Raw genomic sequence first — 20572 nt, forward strand, 5'->3', positions numbered from 1 at the left:
CAAGGCATTGAGCGGGGAAAAGGGCAGGTCGGTTCGCCATAGAGCTGCCGCGGTCGCGTATTTTGCAACGGCTCCCATCGGGGAGAAGGTGGCGGCAGCCGGATGAGGGGGCCGCAGACGCCGGCGTTTCCACGCTAAGTCATCGACGCTACAGGGGGGAGCGAACCATGAAAGACACCGTCGCATTGGTCACCGGCGCAAGCCGCGGCGTCGGTCGCGGCATTGCGCTTGCGCTGCTCGCCGAGGGTGCCACCGTACACGTCACGGGCCGAACGCGACACGAGACCGACACGGCAGGCGAGCGTCTTGGGTCGCTCGAAAGTCTCGCCCACGAAGCCGCCACGCTGCCCGGCCGCGTCGTCATTCACCATTGCGACCACGCCAACGACGCCGACACCCACCGTGTCGCCGAAGCGGTCACAGCCGGCGGCAAGCTGGATATCCTCGTGAACAACGCCTGGCCGGGCTATGAAAACATGGTCGAGAATGGCGATTTCACCTGGCCGCGCGCCTTCTGGGAGCAGCCAGTCTGGCGCTGGGACGCCATGATCGGCACGGCGCTCAAGGCGGCCTTCCTGATGTCGCGCGCGCTGGCGCCGATGATGGTCGCCAACCGCCGCGGCCTGATCGTCAACATCTCGTTCTGGGCATCGCGCTTTTACGATGGCAACGCCATCTACGGCATCTCCAAGGCCGCAGCCGACAAGATGGCCGCCGATTTCGCCCATGACCTGCGCCCGCACGATGTCGCGGCCGTCTCGCTCTATCCCGGTCTGGTGCGCACCGAGGCGGTGATGGAGAACGCCGCTTATTTCGACCTTTCCAACTCCGAATCTCCTCAGTTCATCGGCCGCGTCATTTCGGGCCTCTGGCGCGATCCGGCGCTGATGTCGAAATCCGGCGAAGCCCTGGTGGCGGCCGCACTCGGCCGCGAATACGATATCGCCGACATCGACGGCTACCGGCCCGTTCCGCTGACGGAGGCGGATTTCACAAGGGGCTGAGCCCAAGAGCTAATCCCTGAATCACCGTCATTGTTTGGCGGAGGCCTTTCTACGAGTCGATCTCCCCACTTGTGGGGGAGATGCCGGCAGGCAGAGGGGGGTAAGCCTCGTGACGGGTCCAATCATTCTGCATGTCAGCGGCCACGAGCACCCCCGGCGGAAGACCTCAATCCCCCTCGCCACGCCCATTGACGATCTCGCGCTTGCCCACATGGTTGGCCGGGCCGACCAGCCCTTCCTTCTCCATCCGCTCGACGAGCGAGGCGGCGCGGTTGTAGCCGATGCCGAGGCGGCGCTGGATGTAGGAGGTCGAGCACTTCTTGTCGCGCAGCACCACCTTCACGGCCTTGTCGTAGAGGTCGTTGCCGTCCTCGGCCGCCATGTCGCCCTTGTCGAACACGGCGCTGTCTTCCTCTTCGCCATCTTCCTCTTCGTCGGCGGTCACCGTGTCCAGATATTCCGGGCGTCCCTGCGTCTTCAGATGCGCCACGACCTTCTCGACCTCGGCGTCGGAGACGAAGGGGCCGTGGACGCGCGAGATGCGGCCGCCGCCCTGCATGTGCAGCATGTCGCCCTGGCCGAGCAACTGTTCGGCGCCCTGTTCGCCGAGGATCGTGCGGCTGTCGATTTTCGACGTCACCTGGAAGGAGATGCGGGTCGGGAAGTTGGCCTTGATCGTGCCGGTGATGACGTCGACCGAGGGGCGCTGCGTCGCCATGATCAGGTGGATACCTGCCGCACGCGCCATCTGCGCCAATCTCTGGATCGCGCCTTCGATCTCCTTGCCGGCCACCATCATCAGGTCGGCCATCTCGTCGACGATGACGACGATGTAAGGCATGGGCGTCAGGTCGAGTTCCTGCTGTTCCTCGATCGGCGCCCCGGTGCTGCGGTCGAAGCCGGTCTGCACCATGATGTGGATCGTCTCGCCCTTTTCCTTGGCCTGCGCCACGCGGCTGTTGTAGCCGTCGATATTGCGCACGCCGAGGCGCGACATCTTGCGGTAGCGCTCTTCCATTTCGCGCACCGCCCATTTCAGCGCCATCACGGCCTTCTTCGGATCGGTCACGACGGGGGTGAGGAGGTGCGGAATGCCGTCATAGATCGACAGTTCCAGCATCTTCGGGTCGATCATGATGAGGCGGCACTGTTCCGGCGTCATCCGGTAGAGCAGCGACAGGATCATCGTGTTGACGGCGACCGACTTGCCCGAGCCGGTGGTGCCGGCAACGAGCAGATGCGGCATCTTCGCAAGCTCGGCGATAACAGGCTCGCCGCCGATCGTCTTGCCGAGCCCGAGCGCCAGCTTGTAGCTGCTCTTCTCGAAATCGGCGCTCTCGATCATCTCGCGGAAATAGACGGTCTCGCGCAGCGCGTTCGGCAGTTCGATGCCGATGACATTGCGGCCGGGCACCACGGCGACGCGCGCCGAAAGGGCCGACATCGAACGGGCGATATCGTCGGCAAGGCCGATGACGCGCGAGGATTTGACGCCCGGCGCCGGCTCGAATTCATAGAGCGTGACGACAGGGCCGGGGCGCACATGGATGATCTCGCCCTTGATGCCGAAATCTTCGAGAACGCTTTCCAGAAGCCCGGCATTCTGCTCCAGCGCTTCCTGCGACATGATCTCGCCAACGCGTTCCGGCGGCTCCTGCAGCAGCGAGTTGGAGGGGAACTCGTAGCCTGAGGCGTCGACCTTGGAGGGCACGAACTTGTGCGCCACCATGCGGGCAGCGGGCGCCAGCGGCGCGATTGCCGGCTGCGAACGAACGGGCATAGGCGCGATCGGCTGCGCTGCTGATGGCTGCGGCTCGATAGCGATCGGCTGCACGATCTGCGGGGCAGGGGCGGGCGCCAGTGCCTCGGCGGCAGCTGCCTGCTGCTTCAGCCTGACCGCAAGCGGCTGGCGGATCGGCGCACGGCCGGTGGTCGGTGCCGGCGCCACGACAACAGGTGCTGCAACGGAAACGGCAGGCGAAGCTGTCACGATGGGCGCGGTGATCGGAGCAGAGGTAACTGCAACCGGCAGCGGCGCGGCATAGGGAGCGGCGACGACGGGCTGCTTGCCCGGGCGCCATTCCATGATGCGGAACTGGCTGATGATCGAGTGGGGCTCGGAGACGGTCTGCGGCGCGACGATCTGCACCTGCGGTGCAGCGTCAACCTGCTCGGCCGGCGCCTCGCCATCTTCGAAGGACATCACCTCCCAGAAGGCGAAGTCGGAGATCGAGGAGAGGTTGGAAGAGGCATGGAACTGCGCTTCGTCGGCGGTCTCGGAAACGACGATCGCGTTTTCCTCGACGGCGACGACATTGGCTAACGGCTGGTAGACGTCGAACGGCACGTTGACCACGGGCGCGCCAGGCGTGACCAAGGGCGCGCGCGGGCCAGCCGGCTGCGACGCATAGGCATTGCGCAGTGCCTGCTGCTGAACGTGCGGCTGTGGCTGCGTGACGGCAGGCTGCATCGCGGCCTGGCGGGCGACATAGCCCTGGCGCGGCTGTGCGGAGGGTTGCGGCGTCACGACGATCGGCTGGGCCACCGGCGCCATCACCTTCACGGCCGCCGGCGCCACCACTTGGGCGGGCTGCGGGGCAGGTGTCGGCGCGGTTGCCACCACCTGCGCAGGCTCCATCACCCGCTGCTGCACCGGCTCGGCCGGCTGCTTGCGCGGGTTGATCTGGCTCTCCGGCGTGCGGGTAAAGCGGACATTCGGCGCCAGCGAAAAGTGATTCTGCCAGATCGGCGGCACCGGCTTCTCGCCGGCCTGTTCCTGCAGCTGTTCGCCCTGGGTGTCGGCGGAAACCTCGCCGGCATCCGTCAGATTGGTTCTAGGAAAGCGCATACGACAGCCACTCACTCATGATTGGTAACTATTATCCTCTTCCGGCTTAGGAAATGAAGGTTAATAAGTTCCTTCTCGACGCCCCTGCGCGACGCCCGCAGCAAGGCTTAAATCGAGTGTTTTCAGTGACTTGCTTGATAAAGAAAATTTTAGCGATTTTTCGACGAAGCGCCCGCGCATCGGCCCGAAAATCAAAATCGATTTTCGGAAAGTCCGATGCGTGGATGCATTAGTGAGAGCGTCCTCTGTGCGTTCGCGCGAACGCCCAGAGCTTTAATGCGCCTCGTCCCAATTGGTCGCCGCGCGCGCATCCACCTTCAGCGGCACACGCATTTCGAGCGCCGGCATGGTGGCGTTTTCCATCACCGAAACGATGACAGGCATGGCCTTGTCGACGTCCTCGTCTTCGACCTCGAAGATCAGTTCGTCGTGCACCTGCAACAGCATGCGCACCCGCTCGGAAAGCCCGACCTCGGCCAACGCCGGCTCCATCTTGATCATCGCCCGGCGGATCACGTCGGCGGCCGAGCCCTGGATCGGCGCGTTGATCGCCGCGCGCTCGTTGAAGGCGCGCACCGAAGGGTTCGACGAGCGAATCTCCGGATAGTTGATTCGCCGCCCGAAGATCGTCTCGACATAGCCCTTGTCGCGGGCCTGCTGCTTGGTGCTGTCCATGTAGTCGCGGATGCCGGGGAAGCGTTCGAAATAGCGCTTGATGTAGTCGCTGGCTTCCGAGCGCTCGATGGAGAGCTGGTTGGCAAGACCGAAGGCCGAGATGCCGTAGATGATGCCGAAGTTGATCGCCTTGGCGCGGCGACGCACCTCCGACGGCATGCCCTCGACGGGAACGCCGAACATCTCGGACGCCGTCATCGCGTGAATGTCGATCCCGTCGGCGAAGGCCTGCGTCAGCTGCGGGATCTCGGCGACATGCGCAAGCACGCGCAGCTCGATCTGGCTGTAGTCGGCCGAGATCAGCTTGTGGCCCGGCGTCGAGATGAAGGCGGTGCGGATCTTGCGGCCTTCGGCGGTGCGAACCGGAATGTTCTGCAGGTTGGGTTCCGACGAGGAAAGTCGCCCCGTCGTCGTAGACGCCAGCGAGTAGGAGGTATGCACCCGCTTCGTCTGAGGGTGCACATAGCCCGGCAGCGCGTCGGTGTAGGTGGATTTGAGCTTGGTCAGCTGCCGCCAGTCGACGATCTTGCGCGGCAGTTCCAGTCCGGCCGCCGCCAGATCCTCCAGCACGCTCGCCGAGGTGGACCACTGTCCTGTTTTCGTCTTTGAGCCGCCCGCAAGGCCCATCTTGCCGAACAGGATGTCGCCCAGCTGTTTCGGCGAGCCGATGTTGAAGCGCTCGCCGGCCAGCTGGTAGATCTCGTCCTCCAGCCGCGCCGCACCCTGCGCCAGCTCGCCCGAGAGCCGCGACAGGATCTGCCGATCGACGGTAATGCCGCGTTCTTCCATATGCGCGAGAACAGGCAGCAGCGGCCGCTCCAGGCGCTCGTAGACGGAGGTCAGCTTCTCGGCTGCCAGCCGCGGCTTCAGCACCATCCAGAGCCTGAGCGTCACGTCGGCATCCTCGGCCGCGTAGTGCGTGGCGCGGTCGATATCGACGAGATCGAAGGAGATGTTCGACTTGCCGCTGCCGGCCACGTCCTTGTAGGCGATCGGCTTGTGGTTGAGGAACTTCTCCGACAGCGGATCCATGCCATGCGCGCCGGTCCCGGCATCGAGCACGTAGGAGATCAGCATCGTGTCGTCGAAATTCTTCGTCTCGACGCCGTAACGCTTCATCAGCAGGTAGTCGTATTTCAGGTTCTGCGCGACCTTGAGGACCGACTGGTCCTCAAGCAGTGCCTTCAGGCGCGGCAGCGCTTCGCGCATCGGAATCTGGTTCTCGGCCATGCCGCCGCCGAGCAGATCGCCGACGCCGGTCTTGTGGCCGAGCGGCACATAGGCAGCGCGGATGTTGACGCCTGTGGGGCTCTTCGCGTTATCGGCAATCGCCATCGAGAAGCCGACGAGCTCGGCCTGCATGGCATCTAGCGAGGTCGTCTCGGTGTCGAAGCCGATCACGCCTGTCTCGCGCGCATCCGCGATCCACTTGTCGAGCGTCGCGACATCGCGGATCGTCACATAGCGCGAATGGTCGAAGGGCAGGTTGGCGAAGGCATCGGCCCGCGACTTGGCGAAATCGGATGGCGTGAAGCTGCCCTCTGGCGCCGTAGAGCCGTTGACCTTAGTCGGAACGGCAACGGCATCGCCGACGACCTCAGGCGTTCCGCCGGCAACCGGCGCCGGCTCGGCGACGTCGAGATCGGGACCATGCGCATTGGCGCCCCACTCGACCGGCACGTCGACCGCATCGATGGCACTCGCGTCGCATTCGCAGGCCTCGGCCACGCGCCGCGTCAGGCTGGTGAACTGCATGGCCTTCAGGAAGCCGATCAGCTTCGGTCCGTCCTGCGCCTCGAGAATGAGGTCCGCGACGGCAAGCTCCAGCGGCACGTCGGTCCTGAGCTTGACGAGTTCACGCGACAGCCGCGCCTTGTCGGCATTCTCGATGATAGTTTGCCGGCGCTTCTCCTGCTTGATCTCGGTGGCGCGCGCAAGCAGCGTGTCGAGGTCGCCATATTCGGCGAGCAGCGTCGCCGCCGTCTTCGGGCCGATGCCGGGAATGCCAGGCACGTTGTCGACGGAATCGCCGGTCATCGCCTGCAGGTCGATCATCTTTTCCGGCGGAACGCCCCATTTCTCGATCACGTCGGGGATGCCGATCTGCTTGTCCTTCATGCTGTCGTACATGTGGACGTTATCGGTGACGAGCTGCATGAGGTCCTTGTCGGAGGAGACGATCGTCACGTCGGCGCCGAGCGCTTCCGCCTGCCGCGCATAGGTGGCGATGATGTCGTCGGCCTCGAAACCCTCGGTCTCGATGCAGGGCAGGTTGAAGGCGCGCGTCGCCTGGCGGATCAGCCCGAACTGCGGGATCAGCTCTTCCGGAGGCGCCGAGCGGTTGGCCTTGTAGGCGTCATAGAGATCCTTGCGGAAGGTCTTCGACGAATAGTCGAAGATGACGGCCAGATGCGTCGGCGTTACGCCCACCGACGTGTCGCGCGCCTCGGTCAGGAGCTTCCACAGCATGTTGCAGAAACCCGAGACGGCGCCGACAGGCAGCCCATCGGATTTGCGCGTCAGCGGCGGCAGGGCATGGAAGGCTCGAAAGATGAATCCGGAGCCGTCGACAAGAAAGAGATGATCGCCTTTTTTCATGGCAGCATGGATAGCGCGCCGGCCCTGCGAGGTCCATATAAAGTTAGGGTGTCCAAGCGTTGCGCACATGCTTGGGAAGTGCCGGAAAACGCGCGGAAACGGCCATAACCCCTCAATAGCTGCGGCTTGTTTCAGGCGTTTTTCGCCCATACATTAGGCGGAGGCCAAAGGGAGTCCGAAATGTCTGGAGAACCCGAATCGCAGCGATATTTTTTCAATCAGCTCTCGATGCTGATCGACGGCATGAAGGGGTTGAACAATCAGATCGGTCGGCAGGTCGAGGCGGTGGGTCGGTACGACAAGGAGTTCGCGAAGATCAGGATAGAGATCGGCGGAATGAAGTCCGAGCTCGGGCAAATCAAAATAGACCTGAACCAGTTTCGTGCCCGCGTTGATCTTCAGATGGAAGCGATCTTGCGTCGATTGGATCTGCAGGACAGCGTCATGCATGACAGTGTCGATCATATTCGGGAACTCCGCTCCGATAGCCTGCGCCAGTACAACGAAGTGATCAACGCCGTGCAAGACAGTCATCAAAACCGGATGTCCGTCAACGACATCGAGGAGCGCCTCGCCGAACTTGAACGCCTTATCGGCCCGCGCCTGCCACCGGCCGCGTGAGTCTCGCGCAAGCCGCTCACCGGACTGTTACCAAAATGTAATAGTCAATTCTTTTCTTTCCCTTGAAAAGCCACATTCGGAACTACAAATAAATATCACCGACGCGACATTGATCACGTCGAGGGTCTGATTGCCGGCTCGTCCCCCGCCGCATTGGACTTGGACAAAGGCCTCATCCCCTCTCCGGGCCTTTGTCCCCTATTTGAAGCCGCCATAGCCTTACCTCCAGGCTATGGCGGCTTTGTTTTTCTGCACTATCTCCAGCTGTATGAATATGAATGTCTGTCTTTCAAAGCATCGCATACGATTTGTTGCATTGCTCGTGGCTGGGTTTTGCGCCTAACTGAAAAAATGGGAACGGAACGAATGGACTCGGGAGCCTATCTCGCCAGTCAGCTGGCCAAGGGCTTTGCCCGCTCGCTGCAGCAGCGCGCGGCAAGGTTGGGTTTTTCGCCGGGTCAGTTTCCGATTTTGCTGGAGCTCTGGGCCGAAGACGGGCTGACGCAGAAGCAGTTGCTTGCCCGCGTCGATATCGAGCAGGCAACCATGGCCAACACGCTGTCGCGGATGGAGCGCGATGGCCTGATCGAGCGCCGCCCGCATCCCTCCGACAAGCGCGCCCAGCTGGTGTTCCTCACCGACCGCGCGAAAACGATGGAAAACGATGCGGTGCTGGCCGCCCGCGAGGCCGATCTCGCCCTGTTTGATGGGTTCAAGACATTCGAGCGCGAGCTGACGCTGGAATACATCCGCCGTCTGCTGGAGAACGCCAAGAAGCTCTGAGATTTGGGTGTTGTTCCGGCGCGAGTAGCACCCGGGATAGCCGTCGCCTTATTCGGCGGCGGCGAGATAGATCTGGTTCTGCGAGGATGCAGCGAGAGCCTGCACGCGCGCTTCGGTCTTGGCGATCAGCTGATAGAACTCGTCCTGCGCCTCGACATCGAGCTGAATGACGGCGTTCACTTCATCCGGCGTATCGCAGACGCAGGCGATGGCCGATATCGGGCAGATGCCGCCAGGATAACGCTTGCCGTTGCCGGTATAGGCGCGGCGGCCCCAGCGCTCGGAATAGACGGTCTCTTCGCGATCGATATGAAGGATCGTGCCCTTGCACGCGGTCACGATGCCGGCCTTGCCATAGGCAAACCAGTGGTAGTTCAATTTCCGCAAGATATACTTGCCGGTGATGTCTTCCCCGGCCAATTCGGCGGGATCTTCAATCATACGGATCATGACGTCTTCCTTAACGTGCACGTAATATCCGATATCTATGTTTCAGCTTCAAGACGAAAAGGTCAGCTTTTGGAGCCACTTAGTCACAAGTTGTTTCGAATTCTTACGAATTTCGCCGCTTTTTCGCCGTTTGAGCGCCATCGGCTCAGCCCCGGAACGCAACTTCCAGGTTTTGCCGGTCCTGCGCGACCACCCGGCAATGCGTCTCGAAACCTTCGCCCTTGATCATCAAAACGAACTCCGCCGGGATTCCCGTCGAGCTCGAAACCGAGAGTGCGGCGCTGTCGGCGCCGAGCGAGCGGATGGTGCAGTCGATCGTCGAGCGGCGGTCGTTGAAGAGGATCGAGCCGGCCTTCAGCACGCGCCGGCGCGCGCCGCTCGGCTGATCCGAGCTGATCGAGTGCCAGCAGAGGCAGCGGTTGCGGCCGCTGCGCTTGGCCTCGTACATGGCGGCGTCCGCCTGGGCCAGCAGCGTGTCGATCTCCTTGCAGACGATCGAGAGCGCCGAAATCCCGAAACTCGCCGTCACCTCAAGCGAGCCGAACTCACCGACGATCGGCTCGGCCGAGATCGCCGCCCGAAGTCTCTCGGCCACGACGAGTGCGCCGTCGCGGTCGACATTGGGCAGGATGATCGCGAATTCCTCGCCGCCCAGCCGGCCGAACAGGTCGCCGCTTCGAAGCACCGAACGGCAGATCGAAGACACCGCCTTCAGCACCTCGTCGCCGGCGGCGTGGCCATGCGTGTCGTTCACGGTCTTGAAGTGGTCGATGTCGAGCACGATGCAGGCGAGGCTTTTCTGGCTGCGCAGCGCAGCCCCGATCAGCTGGTCGGTCTCTTCCTTGAAGGCGCGGCGCGTCAGGCCCTCGGTCAGGCTGTCGGTCGCTGCCGATTGCATCAGCTCGATGCGGTCCATGGCAACGCCGGCAATCTCTTCAAGAACCGTGAGATCCTTGCGCCCGAAGGAGCGCGCCGTGCGGTCGATGGCGCAGACGGTGCCGACGGTGTGGCCGCTTTTGGTGCGCAGCGGAACGCCGGCATAAAAGCGGATATGGTTTTCACCCGTTACGGCGGGGTGGGCGGCAAAGCGCGGGTCGCGGGTGGCGTCGGGAACGATCACGGCCGTGTCGAGGTCCACCACGAAGCGGCAGAAGGAATCCTCGCGCGGCACTTCGCTGTTCGAGAGACCGGAGCAGGCCTTGTACCATTGGCGGTGTGCATCGATCAGCGACACCAGGCCGATGTCGACGGTGAACACTTCCTTGATCAGCCGGACGATCCGCTCGAAGCCTTCATCGCGCGGCGAATCGAGCAGGTCGAGCTGCTCCAGCGCCGCCAGGCGCTCAAGTTCCCGCTGTTTCACATCCGCGGAAGACGTACCGAATGCGCGCGCAACAGCCATTGCAAACGTGCTCCCCACCTAAGTCCGTGTATGAGATGCCTCGCACAAAATCATGAACAAATGAATATTATGCGTCCCCGGTTCTCATGGGTGAAGGTCGCGGGCAGGGGTGTCAAGGCTTCGGATAGGGGCTCCCATCCTTGTGAACGAACCGGCCATCGGCGTTTGCGCTCATCATGTCGATGTCGGAACAGGTGGTGAGATCGGCCATGTCCCGCGAGCCGACTTCCAGATAGATCGCCATTGCATTGGACCGGTTGATCAGGTGATGGCCGTTGCCGGTGTTCTTCGCAAACGCCGCGCAATCGCCGGCGCGAAGCGGCGTTCCCCGTCATCCTCGACCAGCACCACCTCGCCCGAGAGCACATAGACGAACTCGTCCTCATGCGAATGCCAATGCCGCTGGCTCGACCAGTTTCCCGGCGGCAGGTGCATGAGGTTGATGCCGAAATCGGAAAGCCCGCCGGCATCACCCAGCCGCTGGCGGACCCGCTCGGCGCAGGCCGCCGCATGCGGCGCCGGATAAGGCGAGCCCTTGACGCGGGCTACGGTGGCGACGTCGATCTTCGGCATCAGGCTATCCTCCGCATTGGTGGTTGGCGGGCGGCCCGCTCAACCGCCCTTCGGTTTCTTCGTGGCCTTCGTCATGTTCAGCGCAATCGCCGCCCGCACGAGTGCCGTAAGCGCCGGCGCGTCGATCGTGTCTCCCTCGTGGAAGTCGATGGCGCGCCGGGCATTGCCCTCAAGGCTGGCGTTGAACAGACCGGAGGGATCGTCGAGCGATGCGCCCTTGGCGAAGGTCAGCTTCACAGCGGTCTTGTAGGTCTCGCCGGTGCAGATGATGCCGGAACGCTCCCACACCGGAACGCCGCGCCACTTCCACGTCTCGATCACCTCTGGATCGGCATCCCGGATGATCCGCCGCGCACTGGCCAGCATCGCGCCGCGCCAGTCGGTCAGCTCCGCGATCCGCTGGTCGATCAGCTGTGATGCATCGGCTTCCTCGCCCGCGGCACCCTTCGCCTTCTCCGCCATTCCATCCTCCCCATCGATAAGCTCATGCGAATACTGCGCAATCTAGGAGATTCGCGGCTGAGGGAAAGAGGGTTTCCTTTGTCTCCGCCTCCATCGTCGTGTTACCACTCCTGCGGGATTCGAGGAGGTTCATTCATGACGCAGGTGCCTGCCGCCAATTGGGCGGAAAGCTTTCACTATGGTTTCAAGGACTGGCATTATCCGTCCTCGCTCGAGGAAATCAGTGCAATCGTAGCCCGGTCGGCGGCGGTAAAGACGCTCGGCTCGCGCCACTCGTTCAACGCCATCGTCGATGGCAGCTCTGCCATGTCGCTCGAGCGCCTGCCGATCGATCCGGTTGTCGAAAGCGGAGGCCGCCAGGTCTCGGTCGCCGGCCACTGCACCTATGGCGAGCTCGCGCTCTTCCTGCAGCGCCACCAGCTCGCCATCCACAATCTCGCCTCCCTTCCGCACATCTCGATCGCCGGCGCGATCGCCACCGCGACGCATGGCTCGGGTGACGGGAACGGCAACTTGGCAACGGCGGTCTCCGGCCTCGAATTCGTCGCCGGCGATGGCAGCCTGGTGAAGATGAAGCGCGGCGACGCCGATTTCGAAGGCATGGTCGTGCATCTGGGCGCGCTCGGCGTCGTCACCCGCGTGACGCTGGATGTCCAGCCGGAGTTCCAGGTCGCGCAGCACGTCTATGAGGGGCTGAGCTGGGATGCACTCTTGTCCAATCTCGATGCCATCATGGCCGCGGCCTATAGCGTCAGCGTCTTCACCCAATGGGGCGAGAAGGCCGGTGCGGTCTGGCTGAAGGAGACGGAAAAGAGCGGCAATCATCCCGATGCCCTGCATGGCGCGGTCAATGCCGACATCAAGCGCCATCCGATCATCGGCCTCGACGCCGAAAACGCCACCGAGCAGCTCGGCGCCTTTGGCCGCTGGTCGGATCGGTTGCCGCATTTCAAGATGGGCTTTACCCCGAGCAGCGGCGCCGAGATTCAGTCGGAATATCATGTACCCCGCAAGCATGGCGCCGCCGCCGTCGAGGCGCTCTTGTCGATCCGCTCGAAATTCGCGCATCTCGTACAATCCGGCGAACTCCGCACCGTCGCCGCCGACAGCCTGTGGCTCAGCCCGCAGTTTAATCGCGATACGCTGTCGATCCACTTCACCTGGGTCCGCGACCAGGCAGCCGTCGATGCCGCCGCCGCCGAGATCGAGCAGGCGCTGGCGCCGTTCTCACCTCTGCCGCACTGGGGCAAGGTCTTCACCCGCCACCATGTCGGCAGGAACTACGAGAAATTGGCCGACTTCGCACGCCTGCGCCAACGCATGGACCCGGAACGCAAGTTCTCCAATCCATGGCTGGAAGAGGTCGTCTTCGGCACGAAGGCCTGATCGCAATCCAGCGGGCTTTCACCGGCGTTGGCGCTCGTCGCCGCGCCGGTATATGCTGTTGCGAACAAGCAAGGGACGAAGACGTCCCCGATATCGGTATGGAGTAGAGATTGGCGGTCGCCTTCACCAAGGAAGAGAGCTTCGAGACGGCATCGGAAACGCTGATTCCCGATCGGCCGATCTCGCAGCATCCGAACCTAGTCACCGAGGCCGGGTTGAAGGCGCTGGAGCTCAATCTTAGCCAAGCGCGCGAGGTCTATGAGGTGACGTTGGGGATCGACGATATCAACGAGCGCCGCCGCCAGGGTGCCGCGCCATTGCGTGATGCCCGCTACTTCGCGGCCCGCCTCGGCACTGCCCAGCTCATGCCCGCGCCTACGTCCAGCGATGCCGTCGCCTTCGGCAGCCTCGTCACCTTCGAGCGCGAGGACGGGCGCGTGCAGACCTATCGCATCGTCGGCGAGGACGAGGCCGATCCAAAAGCGGGGTCGATCTCTTACGTCTCGCCGGTGGCGCGTGTGCTGATCGGCAAGGCCGTCGGCGATGTGGTCGATGCCGGTGGCCAGGAGCTGGAGATCATCGCGATCGCTTGAGTGGGGCTTTCACCGCGATCGACAGTCGCCCGCTTTCCGCAAGCCTGTCGGCCCGCTCGTTTCCCTCGGTGCCGGCATGGCCCTTGCACCACGCCACGGTGATCGTCGCTGATCCCGAGAGTGCCGCGTCGATCGCCCTCCAGAGATCGGCATCGGCGATACCACGGCTTCTGAGCCGGCTATTGGCGGTGATTTTCTTGAAGCCGTTGTTGCGCCAGATCGGTCGCCACTCGTTGCAGCCCTTCACCGCGTAGACCGAATCCGACCAGATCGCCACCGCCGCTTTTTCCGCGTGGGCGTTGACCCATCTTGCGGCCTCCAGAACGGCGGTCGCCTCCATCGCATTGTTCGCGGCCTTGTCAGCGCCGCCGCAGCCGGATGCGATCTCGATACCATCGCGGTAGACCGCGAAGCCCCAACCGCCACTGCCGGAGTCGGGCTCGCAGCAGCCATCGGTGAAGATCTCAAGCGTGTCGTGAGCATCGATGGAGCGCGGGTCGTCGGTATTATCGGTCATGTCGTCGGCGAAACGTCTGGCAAATCGGCGGGAAGGCGCAGCCTATCCGAAACGCCCGGGTCTGTCTTCTGGCCCTGTCTTCCGCCCCAAATGATGCCGACCTACTTCGACGTCGAAACCACCTGCGGATAAAGCAGCACCGTCTTCTGCTGCTTCTCATGCGCCGAGAGATAGCTCTCGCGCGCCGCCATCTTCACGCTCGGCTCGATATCCGGCTTGCCGAGAAGCAGCCCCTGCATCTGCTCGCAGCCCTCGTTGGTCACGATCTGGCGCTGCAGTTCCGTTTCCACGCCCTCCGTCACCACCTGTATCCCGAGGCTGTGGCCGAGCCCGATGATGGCGCGCACGATCGAGCGGGCGGCGGCGTCGTGTTCGAGAATGCCGGTAAAGCTGCGGTCGACCTTGATCTTGTCGAAGGGCAGCGCCCTTAGGTTGGAGAGCGAGGAGAAGCCGGTGCCGAAATCGTCCATGACGATGCGAACGCCGAGACCGTGCAGCCGCATCAGCGTCGAGATCGTCGCCACCCGGTCGCGGATGAAGGCGGCCTCGGTAATCTCAAGCTCCAGCCGCTGCGGCGCAAGTCCGGTCTCGTGCAGAATGGCCGCCACCCGGTCGTAGAGATTGGGCAGCATGAATTGCACCGGCGAGACGTTGACGGCGATCGTCAGCGGCTGTGGCCATCGCGCCGCCTCGGTGCAGGCCTGGCGCAGCACCCATTCGCCGAGCTGCACGATGATGCCGCTCTCCTCGGCGATTTTGATGAAGACGTCGGGCTCGGAGCTTCCATGCCCCGGCCGGTTCCAGCGCATCAGCGCCTCGTAGCCGCTGATGCTCCCTGTGCGGCTGTCGAGGATCGGCTGGTAGTTGACGAAAAGCTGATTGCGGGTGATCGCGTGGCGCAGCTCGTTTTCGATCTCGCGCCGCGCCTTGACGGCCGCATCCATTTCCGCGTCGAAGAAGCAGGCCTTGCCGCGGCCGGCATGCTTGGCGCGGTAGAGCGCCGTATCGGCGTTGATGCAGAGAAGCTCGCCGGTATCGCCATCGGCGGGGTAGACCGCGATGCCGATACTGACGCCAACGGCGGTCGGGTCGCGGGCGACGTCCATTTCGGCGGCGACGCCGGCAAGGATCGCGTCGGCAAGGCCACGCGCGCCATCGGGCTGCGGCTTGCCGCTCTGAATGATGGCGAACTCGTCGCCGCCAAGCCGCGCGATGGTGGCGCTGTCGTCGGCCACGCGCTGCAGGATCGAGGAGACCTTACACAGAAGCCGGTCGCCCTCGGCATGGCCGAACAGGTCGTTGACGGCCTTGAAGCGATCGAGATCGAGATAGAAGACGGCGACCTGCGCGCGCTTGCGCTGCGCCACCTGGAGCGCTTGGCGCAGGCGCGTATCGAAGAGAGAGCGGTTCGGAAGGCCGGTCAGCACGTCATGCTGGGCCAGGTGTTCGATCATCTGCTCGGCGCGCTTGCGCTCCGTCAGGTCGCGCACCGCCAGGATATCGCAGCTGCGGCCGCGATAGATCATCCGCCGGAGCATGAGTTCGACCGGCAGTTCCGTCTCGCCGTGGGTGGTCAGAAGCGTCTCGTGATGCACGCCGGATTGCAGTCCGCCCGGAGGCAGCAGCAGGAAGTCCGGTTTCTGGCCGCGCAATTCGTTGAGCTGCCAGCCGGACATCTCCAGAAAGCGCTCGTTGGCGTCGAGGATCATTCCCTCGTAAAGCACCAGCAGCCCCTCCATGGTGGCGTTCGCCAGGCCCTTGAGGTCGGTGAGGTGGCTCGCCAGGAACACCATGCCGAGCGATGCGAGAATGAGCGCGGTCGAGACCGCCATGACGATGGCCGCCAGCGCCTTGGGCTCGACGATCGCAGCCGTCACCTGCCGCCCCGGCTCGGGCAGCAGCGTGATGTAGCTCATCGATACGAAGTGGATGATGGCAATCGCCAGCACCATCGATGTTGCCGACAGCAGCACGCGCTTGGCGCCGGAAAGCGAGCGGAAGATCAGGAAGGCAACGCTTGCAAGTGCCGCGCCGATGAAAAGCGCCGAAAGCGTCGCCGTCGAATTGAAGAGAATGTCGACCTGGCCCTCGACCGCCTGCATGCCGGTAAGGTGCATGGCGGTGATCCCGAGCGCCATCAGCGCGCCGCCCTGCGCGAAGGCGAAGCGGCTGGTGCCCTCGGTGGCGACAAGCAGCGCCAGATAGGAGACGCCGATGGCGATCACAACCGAAAGTGTGGTGAGCCCCAGCCCGTAGGCGATGGAATAGCCGCCGTCATAGGCGAGCATGGAAATGAAGTGGGTGGCCCAGATGCCGACGCCGATGGCGAAGGCGGACGCCATGATCCAGTTGCGCTGCTGGGCGCGGTCGCATTGCTGCGCCCGGAAGAGCAGCAGCATGGCGGTGAGATTTCCGATGAAACAGACGACGACGGCGGCAATGATCAAGCGCCAGTCATGATTGTCACGAATACAGGCGATCACGGTAAACATCAGCCACCTCCAGCACCAATCTCCGGAAGTTATCAAGCGTCTTCTTAAATAACTATGAATTGCAAATTACAACTTTTCCATGCTCTGAACGAATGTTCTCGCAGAGCCTGGCGTGCGCCCGCATTTCGTTTTTCACCTCGAAAGCGCTGATGCTTTGGTCTATCGTCCGGCAAAAATTCAAGAAGGAGTCGGAAATGCCTGACCTGATGCCGGTTCTCGCGCGCGCGGACCAGAATTTGCCCTCGAGCCTCGACAAGCTGTTCGAGCTGCTGCGGATCAAGTCGATCTCGACCGATCCCGCCTACAAGGATGATTGCCACAAGGCGGCCGAATGGCTGGTGGCCTATCTCCGCGACATCGGTTTCGACGCCTCGGTGCGCACCACGCCCGGCCATCCCATGGTCGTCGCCCATCACGACGGCGCCAACTCTTCGGCCCCGCATGTGCTCTTCTACGGCCATTATGACGTGCAGCCGGTCGATCCGATCGATCTCTGGGACAACGACCCCTTCGAGCCTTCCGTCCAGGAATCGGGCGGCCGCAAGATCCTGACCGGCCGCGGCACCGCCGACGACAAGGGCCAGCTGATGACCTTCGTCGAAGCCTGCCGCGCCTATAAGGAAATCAACGGCGCGCTGCCCGTGCGCGTCACGATCCTGTTCGAGGGTGAGGAAGAATCCGGCTCACCATCGCTGAAGCCCTTCCTCGAGGCCAATGCCGCCGAGCTGAAGGCCGACTATGCGCTGGTCTGCGATACTAGCATGTGGGACCGCGACACGCCGGCGATCGCAGCCGCCCTTCGCGGCCTGGTCGGCGAAGAAGTGGTCGTCACCGCAGCCGACCGCGATCTGCATTCGGGCCTCTTCGGCGGTGCCGCCGCCAACCCGATCCATATCCTGACGAAGATCCTCGCCGGCCTGCACGACGACACCGGCCGCATCACGCTGGATGGTTTCTACAACGGCGTCGAGGAGACCCCCGCGAACATCAAGGCTTCGTGGGAAACGCTGGGGCTCACCACCGAGGGCTTCCTCGGCGAGGTCGGCCTGTCGGTTCCCTCGGGCGAAAAGGGCCGCTCGGTGCTGGAGCTCACCTGGGCCCGCCCGACCGCCGAAGTCAACGGCATCTGGGGCGGCTATACCGGCGAAGGCTTCAAGACCGTGATCGCCGCCAAGGCGTCGGCCAAGGTCTCCTTCCGCCTCGTCGGCACGCAGGACCCGGCCGCCATCCGCGACAGCTTCCGCGCCTATGTGCGCTCGAAACTCCCCGCCGATTGCTCGGTCGAGTTTCACCCGCATGGCGGCTCGCCGGCCATCCACCTGTCCTATGATTCGCCTGTTCTGACGAAAGCAAAGACGGCGCTCTCCGACGAATGGCCGAAGCCCGCCGTCGTCATCGGCATGGGCGGCTCGATCCCGATCGTTGGCGATTTCCAGAAGATGCTCGGCATGGAATCGCTGCTCGTCGGCTTCGGCCTCAGCGACGACCGCATCCATTCTCCCAACGAGAAGTACGAGCTGACGTCCTATCACAAGGGCATCCGCTCCTGGATCCGCATCATGGAAGCGCTGGCAGCGTAATCGGCGTCGATGAAACGAAAAAGGCGCACCGATTTTTAAAGATCGGGGCGCCAGAGGAACAAAAAGGCCGGGTTGAAACCGGCCTTTCGTCATTCGCTTCGCATCAGTGCCAGTACATCCGTGGTCAAAGTGAAAGCGAATATTGCAGTCAGACTGCCCGCGAAAGGTTAACGTAGCGTTAACGATAATCTCGCGACTGTCATGTCGATCAACCGGCGCTCCATGGTGCGGCTTGGCGATCGACGACTGCATCCGATGACCAGGATATCGTGATTGCGCGGCCGCTTTTCAAGGCCTTCGAGCTCGAACCGTTCAAGCTGCGTTCATCAGCGGATGCTATAAGTCATTGAAAGAAAAGTTGAATCACTCTCGCCAAACTTTGGCCGGGAAGCTGTTCACTGTTGTCTTGATAAGGCGATAAGCCCGAAAGTTTTCTGAAGGGGCGGCGTTTCGGCCGCTCTATCTAGGGAGTGCAAGCGTGAAGACCACATTGATGAAGATCACCGCCGTCGCAGCCTTGTTGCTGGCCCCGGTGGCAGCTCAGGCCGCCGAAGGGTTCGCGACAGCCAACGTCAACATGCGCGCCGGCCCGAGCACGCAGTATCCCGCTGTGACCGTCATTCCCGCCGGCGAATCCGTCGAAATCCACGGCTGCCTTGCCGATGTGCCCTGGTGCGATGTCGAGTTCTACAATGGCCGCGGCTGGGTCGCCGGCCGCTATGTGCAGGCGCTCTATCAGCAGCGCCGCGTCTATGTCGATCCGCAATACTATCGCCCGCTCGGCATCCCGACGGTGGTCTTCAGTGTCGGCAACTACTGGGATCGCTATTACCGCGACCGATCCTTCTACGGTCAGCGCGACCGCTGGCGCCGCAACCCAGTCTATGACCGCCCGGCAGCCGTCCGCCCGCCGCCCGGCCCGGGCTTCGACAATCCGGGCCGTCCCCGCCCTGGTTACGATTACAACCGCCCGGGTTACGACAACAATCGCCCGCGTCCCGGCTTCGACAATGGCCAGCCCAATTTCGACCGTGGCCCCGGTCGTGGTCCCGATTATGGCCGTGGTCCCGATCCGCGCCAGGACAATGGTGGCCGTCCCGGCCGCCCGCCGCAGTTTGACGATCAGTCCGGCCAACCCGGTCAACCGGGCCAGCCCGGCCGGCGTGGCGAGGGTGGCCGAGGCGGTCAGGGAGGACAGGCCGGCCAGCCGGGTCAGCCCGGCCACCCCGGACAGCCGGGCTTCGATCGCGGCCCGGATCGTCGCGATCACGACCGCCGCCGCCCGCCGGTCTGCCAGCCGGGCGACCCCAATTGCGGCCAGAACCAGCAGTAATCAAGCACCTGAAATAAAGAAGAAGGGCGGCCGCAGGGTCGCCCTTTTCCGTTCTCCTGTCCGCCCGCTTATCCTTGGCTTATGCCCGTGACCGGCATGGGGGAGGGCGCTTCGGTCGCGGCCTCACGCCACCCGCGTCAGCCGCTACCGATCAAGATACCCGCACCCAGCACCAACCCGCCACCGACGACCACCTGGAAGGCGGCGCGCAGGAAGGGGGTCTCCATGAAGCGGTTCTGGATGAAGGCGATGGCCCAGAGTTCGAAGATGGCGATGATGACCGCCAGCGTGGTGGCCGTCCAGAAATCCGAGATCAGGTAGGGCAGCGTGTGGCCGAGGCCGCCGAGCGCCGTCATGATGCCGCAGGAGAGGCCGCGCTTGATCGGCGAGCCGCGCCCGGAGATCTTGCCGTCGTCGTGAGCGGCTTCGGTGAAGCCCATGGAGATGCCAGCGCCGACGGAGGCCGAGAGGCCGACGAGGAAGGTCTGCCAGGTATCCTGCGTGGCGAAGGCCGCCGCGAAGATCGGCGCGAGCGTCGAGACGGAACCGTCCATCAGGCCGGCGAGGCCGGGCTGCACATAGGTCAGCACGAACTGGCGGCGGTTCTTCTGGTCCTCTTCCTTGCGCACGTCCTCGGGCGTGTGCTTGTCGCCGAGCATGCGGGTGATGTCTTCATGCCCCTGCTCTGCCAGCGCCAGATCGCCGAGCAATTGCCGCGTCGAGGCGTCGCTGACGCGGCCGGCGGCCTCGATGTAGAAGCGGTAGGCCTGGTTCTCCATGGCCTCGGCTTCCTGGCGGATCTTGTCGAGTGACAGGTTGGCGCGTAGCCAGTCCGGCTTGCGTTCGTAGAAGCCCTCTACATGCTCGCGGCGGATCAACGTGATGCGCTCGCCGAAGCGCTCACGGTAGAGCGTGATCAGGGAATTGCGGTGGGTGTTCTCGACTTCCGCCATCTCTTCGAAAACCTTGGCCGAAGCCGGATAATCATTGCGCAGGCGGTCGGCATAGGCGAAATAGATGCGCGCGTCGTCTTCCTCGGAGCCGATGGCGAGCGCCAGGATCTCCTGCTCGGACAGGCTGTCGAAAGAACGCTTGGGTGATCTGAAAATACGTTTGAGCATGCTGGCCTCTTTTAGAATAATTCTAAAATAGGCCTCGCATACGCGGCGGTCAAGCCCGCGGCGCGGCCGCTTGCGCGCGATGTGCATGTTCTGCCGAGCGGCCATGTCTAGCGAAAGCGAAAAACAGCTTCCCG

The 20572-nt window shown here is 63.3% G+C and carries 15 protein-coding genes and 1 pseudogene; 7 read left to right on the forward strand and 9 right to left on the reverse strand.

The genetic code is table 11. The features are described 5' to 3' along the window. The first annotated feature begins 167 nt into the window (after positions 1-167). The gene (locus ACCD05_RS21760; protein ID WP_413395277.1) at positions 168-1004 is read left to right on the forward strand and encodes an SDR family NAD(P)-dependent oxidoreductase; all 837 of its coding nucleotides are present in this window, start codon (positions 168-170) and stop codon (positions 1002-1004) included. A gap of 166 nt (positions 1005-1170) precedes the next feature. Here the strand turns inward: ACCD05_RS21760 and ACCD05_RS21765 are convergent, their stop codons facing one another. Both ACCD05_RS21765 and polA read right to left on the reverse strand, forming a co-directional pair. Beyond that, a complete protein-coding gene (locus ACCD05_RS21765; protein WP_413395279.1) occupies positions 1171-3852 on the reverse strand; it encodes a DNA translocase FtsK in 2682 nt (893 codons plus the stop codon). Positions 3853-4125: 273 nt separating this feature from the next. Continuing rightward, positions 4126-7125: a DNA polymerase I gene (gene polA / locus ACCD05_RS21770; protein ID WP_413395281.1), complete on the reverse strand. Its 3000-nt coding sequence runs from the start codon at positions 7123-7125 to the stop codon at positions 4126-4128. Positions 7126-7353: 228 nt separating this feature from the next. Between polA and ACCD05_RS21775 the strand changes: the two genes are divergently transcribed. Together ACCD05_RS21775 and ACCD05_RS21780 are read left to right on the forward strand one after the other, a co-directional pair. Continuing rightward, the gene (locus tag ACCD05_RS21775; RefSeq protein ID WP_413395282.1) at positions 7354-7746 is read left to right on the forward strand and encodes a hypothetical protein; all 393 of its coding nucleotides are present in this window, start codon (positions 7354-7356) and stop codon (positions 7744-7746) included. A 366-nt stretch (positions 7747-8112) separates the two neighbouring features. Then, positions 8113-8529, forward strand: coding sequence for a MarR family winged helix-turn-helix transcriptional regulator (locus tag ACCD05_RS21780; RefSeq protein ID WP_018899251.1), 417 nt, complete (start codon positions 8113-8115; stop codon positions 8527-8529). A 48-nt stretch (positions 8530-8577) separates the two neighbouring features. On the opposite strand, the gene ACCD05_RS21785 is transcribed toward ACCD05_RS21780, so the two are convergent. From ACCD05_RS21785 to ACCD05_RS21800, 4 genes and pseudogenes are all read right to left on the reverse strand, one after another. Next, complete coding sequence (locus tag ACCD05_RS21785) at positions 8578-8979, reverse strand: hypothetical protein (protein ID WP_018899252.1); 402 nt, start codon at positions 8977-8979, stop codon at positions 8578-8580. Between the two features lie 145 nt (positions 8980-9124). Beyond that, positions 9125-10381, reverse strand: a complete 1257-nt coding sequence (locus ACCD05_RS21790) for a diguanylate cyclase (RefSeq protein ID WP_413395285.1) — start codon at positions 10379-10381, stop codon at positions 9125-9127. Positions 10382-10493: 112 nt separating this feature from the next. Continuing rightward, positions 10494-10954 (reverse strand): annotated as a pseudogene (locus tag ACCD05_RS21795) (cupin domain-containing protein). Positions 10955-10993: 39 nt separating this feature from the next. Then, positions 10994-11416, reverse strand: a complete 423-nt coding sequence (locus tag ACCD05_RS21800) for a DUF1801 domain-containing protein (protein ID WP_413395287.1) — start codon at positions 11414-11416, stop codon at positions 10994-10996. Positions 11417-11551: 135 nt separating this feature from the next. Here ACCD05_RS21800 and ACCD05_RS21805 point away from each other — a divergent pair, with 135 nt between their 5' ends. Both ACCD05_RS21805 and greA read left to right on the forward strand, forming a co-directional pair. Continuing rightward, positions 11552-12802, forward strand: coding sequence for a D-arabinono-1,4-lactone oxidase (locus ACCD05_RS21805; protein WP_413395289.1), 1251 nt, complete (start codon positions 11552-11554; stop codon positions 12800-12802). A 110-nt stretch (positions 12803-12912) separates the two neighbouring features. Further along, entirely contained in the window at positions 12913-13395 is a 483-nt protein-coding gene (greA, locus tag ACCD05_RS21810) for a transcription elongation factor GreA (protein WP_413395291.1), read from the forward strand. Here greA and ACCD05_RS21815 read toward each other — a convergent pair. Continuing rightward, positions 13379-13912 (reverse strand): ribonuclease H family protein, encoded by a 534-nt coding sequence (locus ACCD05_RS21815; protein ID WP_413395293.1) that lies wholly within the window; start codon positions 13910-13912, stop codon positions 13379-13381. The genes greA and ACCD05_RS21815 overlap by 17 nt on opposite strands. A gap of 101 nt (positions 13913-14013) precedes the next feature. Then, positions 14014-16404 carry an EAL domain-containing protein gene (locus tag ACCD05_RS21820; protein ID WP_413395295.1) on the reverse strand — a complete coding sequence of 797 codons (2391 nt, stop codon included), beginning with the start codon at positions 16402-16404 and terminating at the stop codon, positions 14014-14016. A 194-nt stretch (positions 16405-16598) separates the two neighbouring features. On the opposite strand from ACCD05_RS21820, the gene ACCD05_RS21825 reads away from it, so the two are divergent. Further along, a complete protein-coding gene (locus ACCD05_RS21825) occupies positions 16599-17984 on the forward strand; it encodes a dipeptidase (protein WP_413395297.1) in 1386 nt (461 codons plus the stop codon). Between the two features lie 478 nt (positions 17985-18462). After that, positions 18463-19317, forward strand: a complete 855-nt coding sequence (locus tag ACCD05_RS21830) for an SH3 domain-containing protein (RefSeq protein WP_413395299.1) — start codon at positions 18463-18465, stop codon at positions 19315-19317. Between the two features lie 137 nt (positions 19318-19454). Here the strand turns inward: ACCD05_RS21830 and mbfA are convergent, their stop codons facing one another. Then, positions 19455-20438: an iron exporter MbfA gene (mbfA, locus tag ACCD05_RS21835; RefSeq protein ID WP_413395301.1), complete on the reverse strand. Its 984-nt coding sequence runs from the start codon at positions 20436-20438 to the stop codon at positions 19455-19457. Positions 20439-20572 lie beyond the last annotated feature (134 nt).

The sequence above is a fragment of the Rhizobium sp. Rhizsp42 genome (assembly GCF_047304155.1).
GTDB lineage: Bacteria > Pseudomonadota > Alphaproteobacteria > Rhizobiales > Rhizobiaceae > Rhizobium.

What these genes read in the sequence shown, in the direction of transcription:
- ACCD05_RS21760 (WP_413395277.1), top strand. Translation starts at nt 168, where the DNA reads ATGAAAGACACCGTCGCATTGGTCACCGGCGCAAGCCGCGGCGTCGGT.
- ACCD05_RS21765 (WP_413395279.1), bottom strand. Translation starts at nt 3,852, where the DNA reads ATGCGCTTTCCTAGAACCAATCTGACGGATGCCGGCGAGGTTTCCGCC.
- polA (WP_413395281.1), bottom strand. Translation starts at nt 7,125, where the DNA reads ATGAAAAAAGGCGATCATCTCTTTCTTGTCGACGGCTCCGGATTCATC.
- ACCD05_RS21775 (WP_413395282.1), top strand. Translation starts at nt 7,354, where the DNA reads ATGCTGATCGACGGCATGAAGGGGTTGAACAATCAGATCGGTCGGCAG.
- ACCD05_RS21780 (WP_018899251.1), top strand. Translation starts at nt 8,113, where the DNA reads ATGGACTCGGGAGCCTATCTCGCCAGTCAGCTGGCCAAGGGCTTTGCC.
- ACCD05_RS21785 (WP_018899252.1), bottom strand. Translation starts at nt 8,979, where the DNA reads ATGATCCGTATGATTGAAGATCCCGCCGAATTGGCCGGGGAAGACATC.
- ACCD05_RS21790 (WP_413395285.1), bottom strand. Translation starts at nt 10,381, where the DNA reads ATGGCTGTTGCGCGCGCATTCGGTACGTCTTCCGCGGATGTGAAACAG.
- ACCD05_RS21800 (WP_413395287.1), bottom strand. Translation starts at nt 11,416, where the DNA reads ATGGCGGAGAAGGCGAAGGGTGCCGCGGGCGAGGAAGCCGATGCATCA.
- ACCD05_RS21805 (WP_413395289.1), top strand. Translation starts at nt 11,552, where the DNA reads ATGACGCAGGTGCCTGCCGCCAATTGGGCGGAAAGCTTTCACTATGGT.
- ACCD05_RS21815 (WP_413395293.1), bottom strand. Translation starts at nt 13,912, where the DNA reads ATGACCGATAATACCGACGACCCGCGCTCCATCGATGCTCACGACACG.
- ACCD05_RS21820 (WP_413395295.1), bottom strand. Translation starts at nt 16,404, where the DNA reads ATGTTTACCGTGATCGCCTGTATTCGTGACAATCATGACTGGCGCTTG.
- ACCD05_RS21825 (WP_413395297.1), top strand. Translation starts at nt 16,599, where the DNA reads ATGCCTGACCTGATGCCGGTTCTCGCGCGCGCGGACCAGAATTTGCCC.
- mbfA (WP_413395301.1), bottom strand. Translation starts at nt 20,438, where the DNA reads ATGCTCAAACGTATTTTCAGATCACCCAAGCGTTCTTTCGACAGCCTG.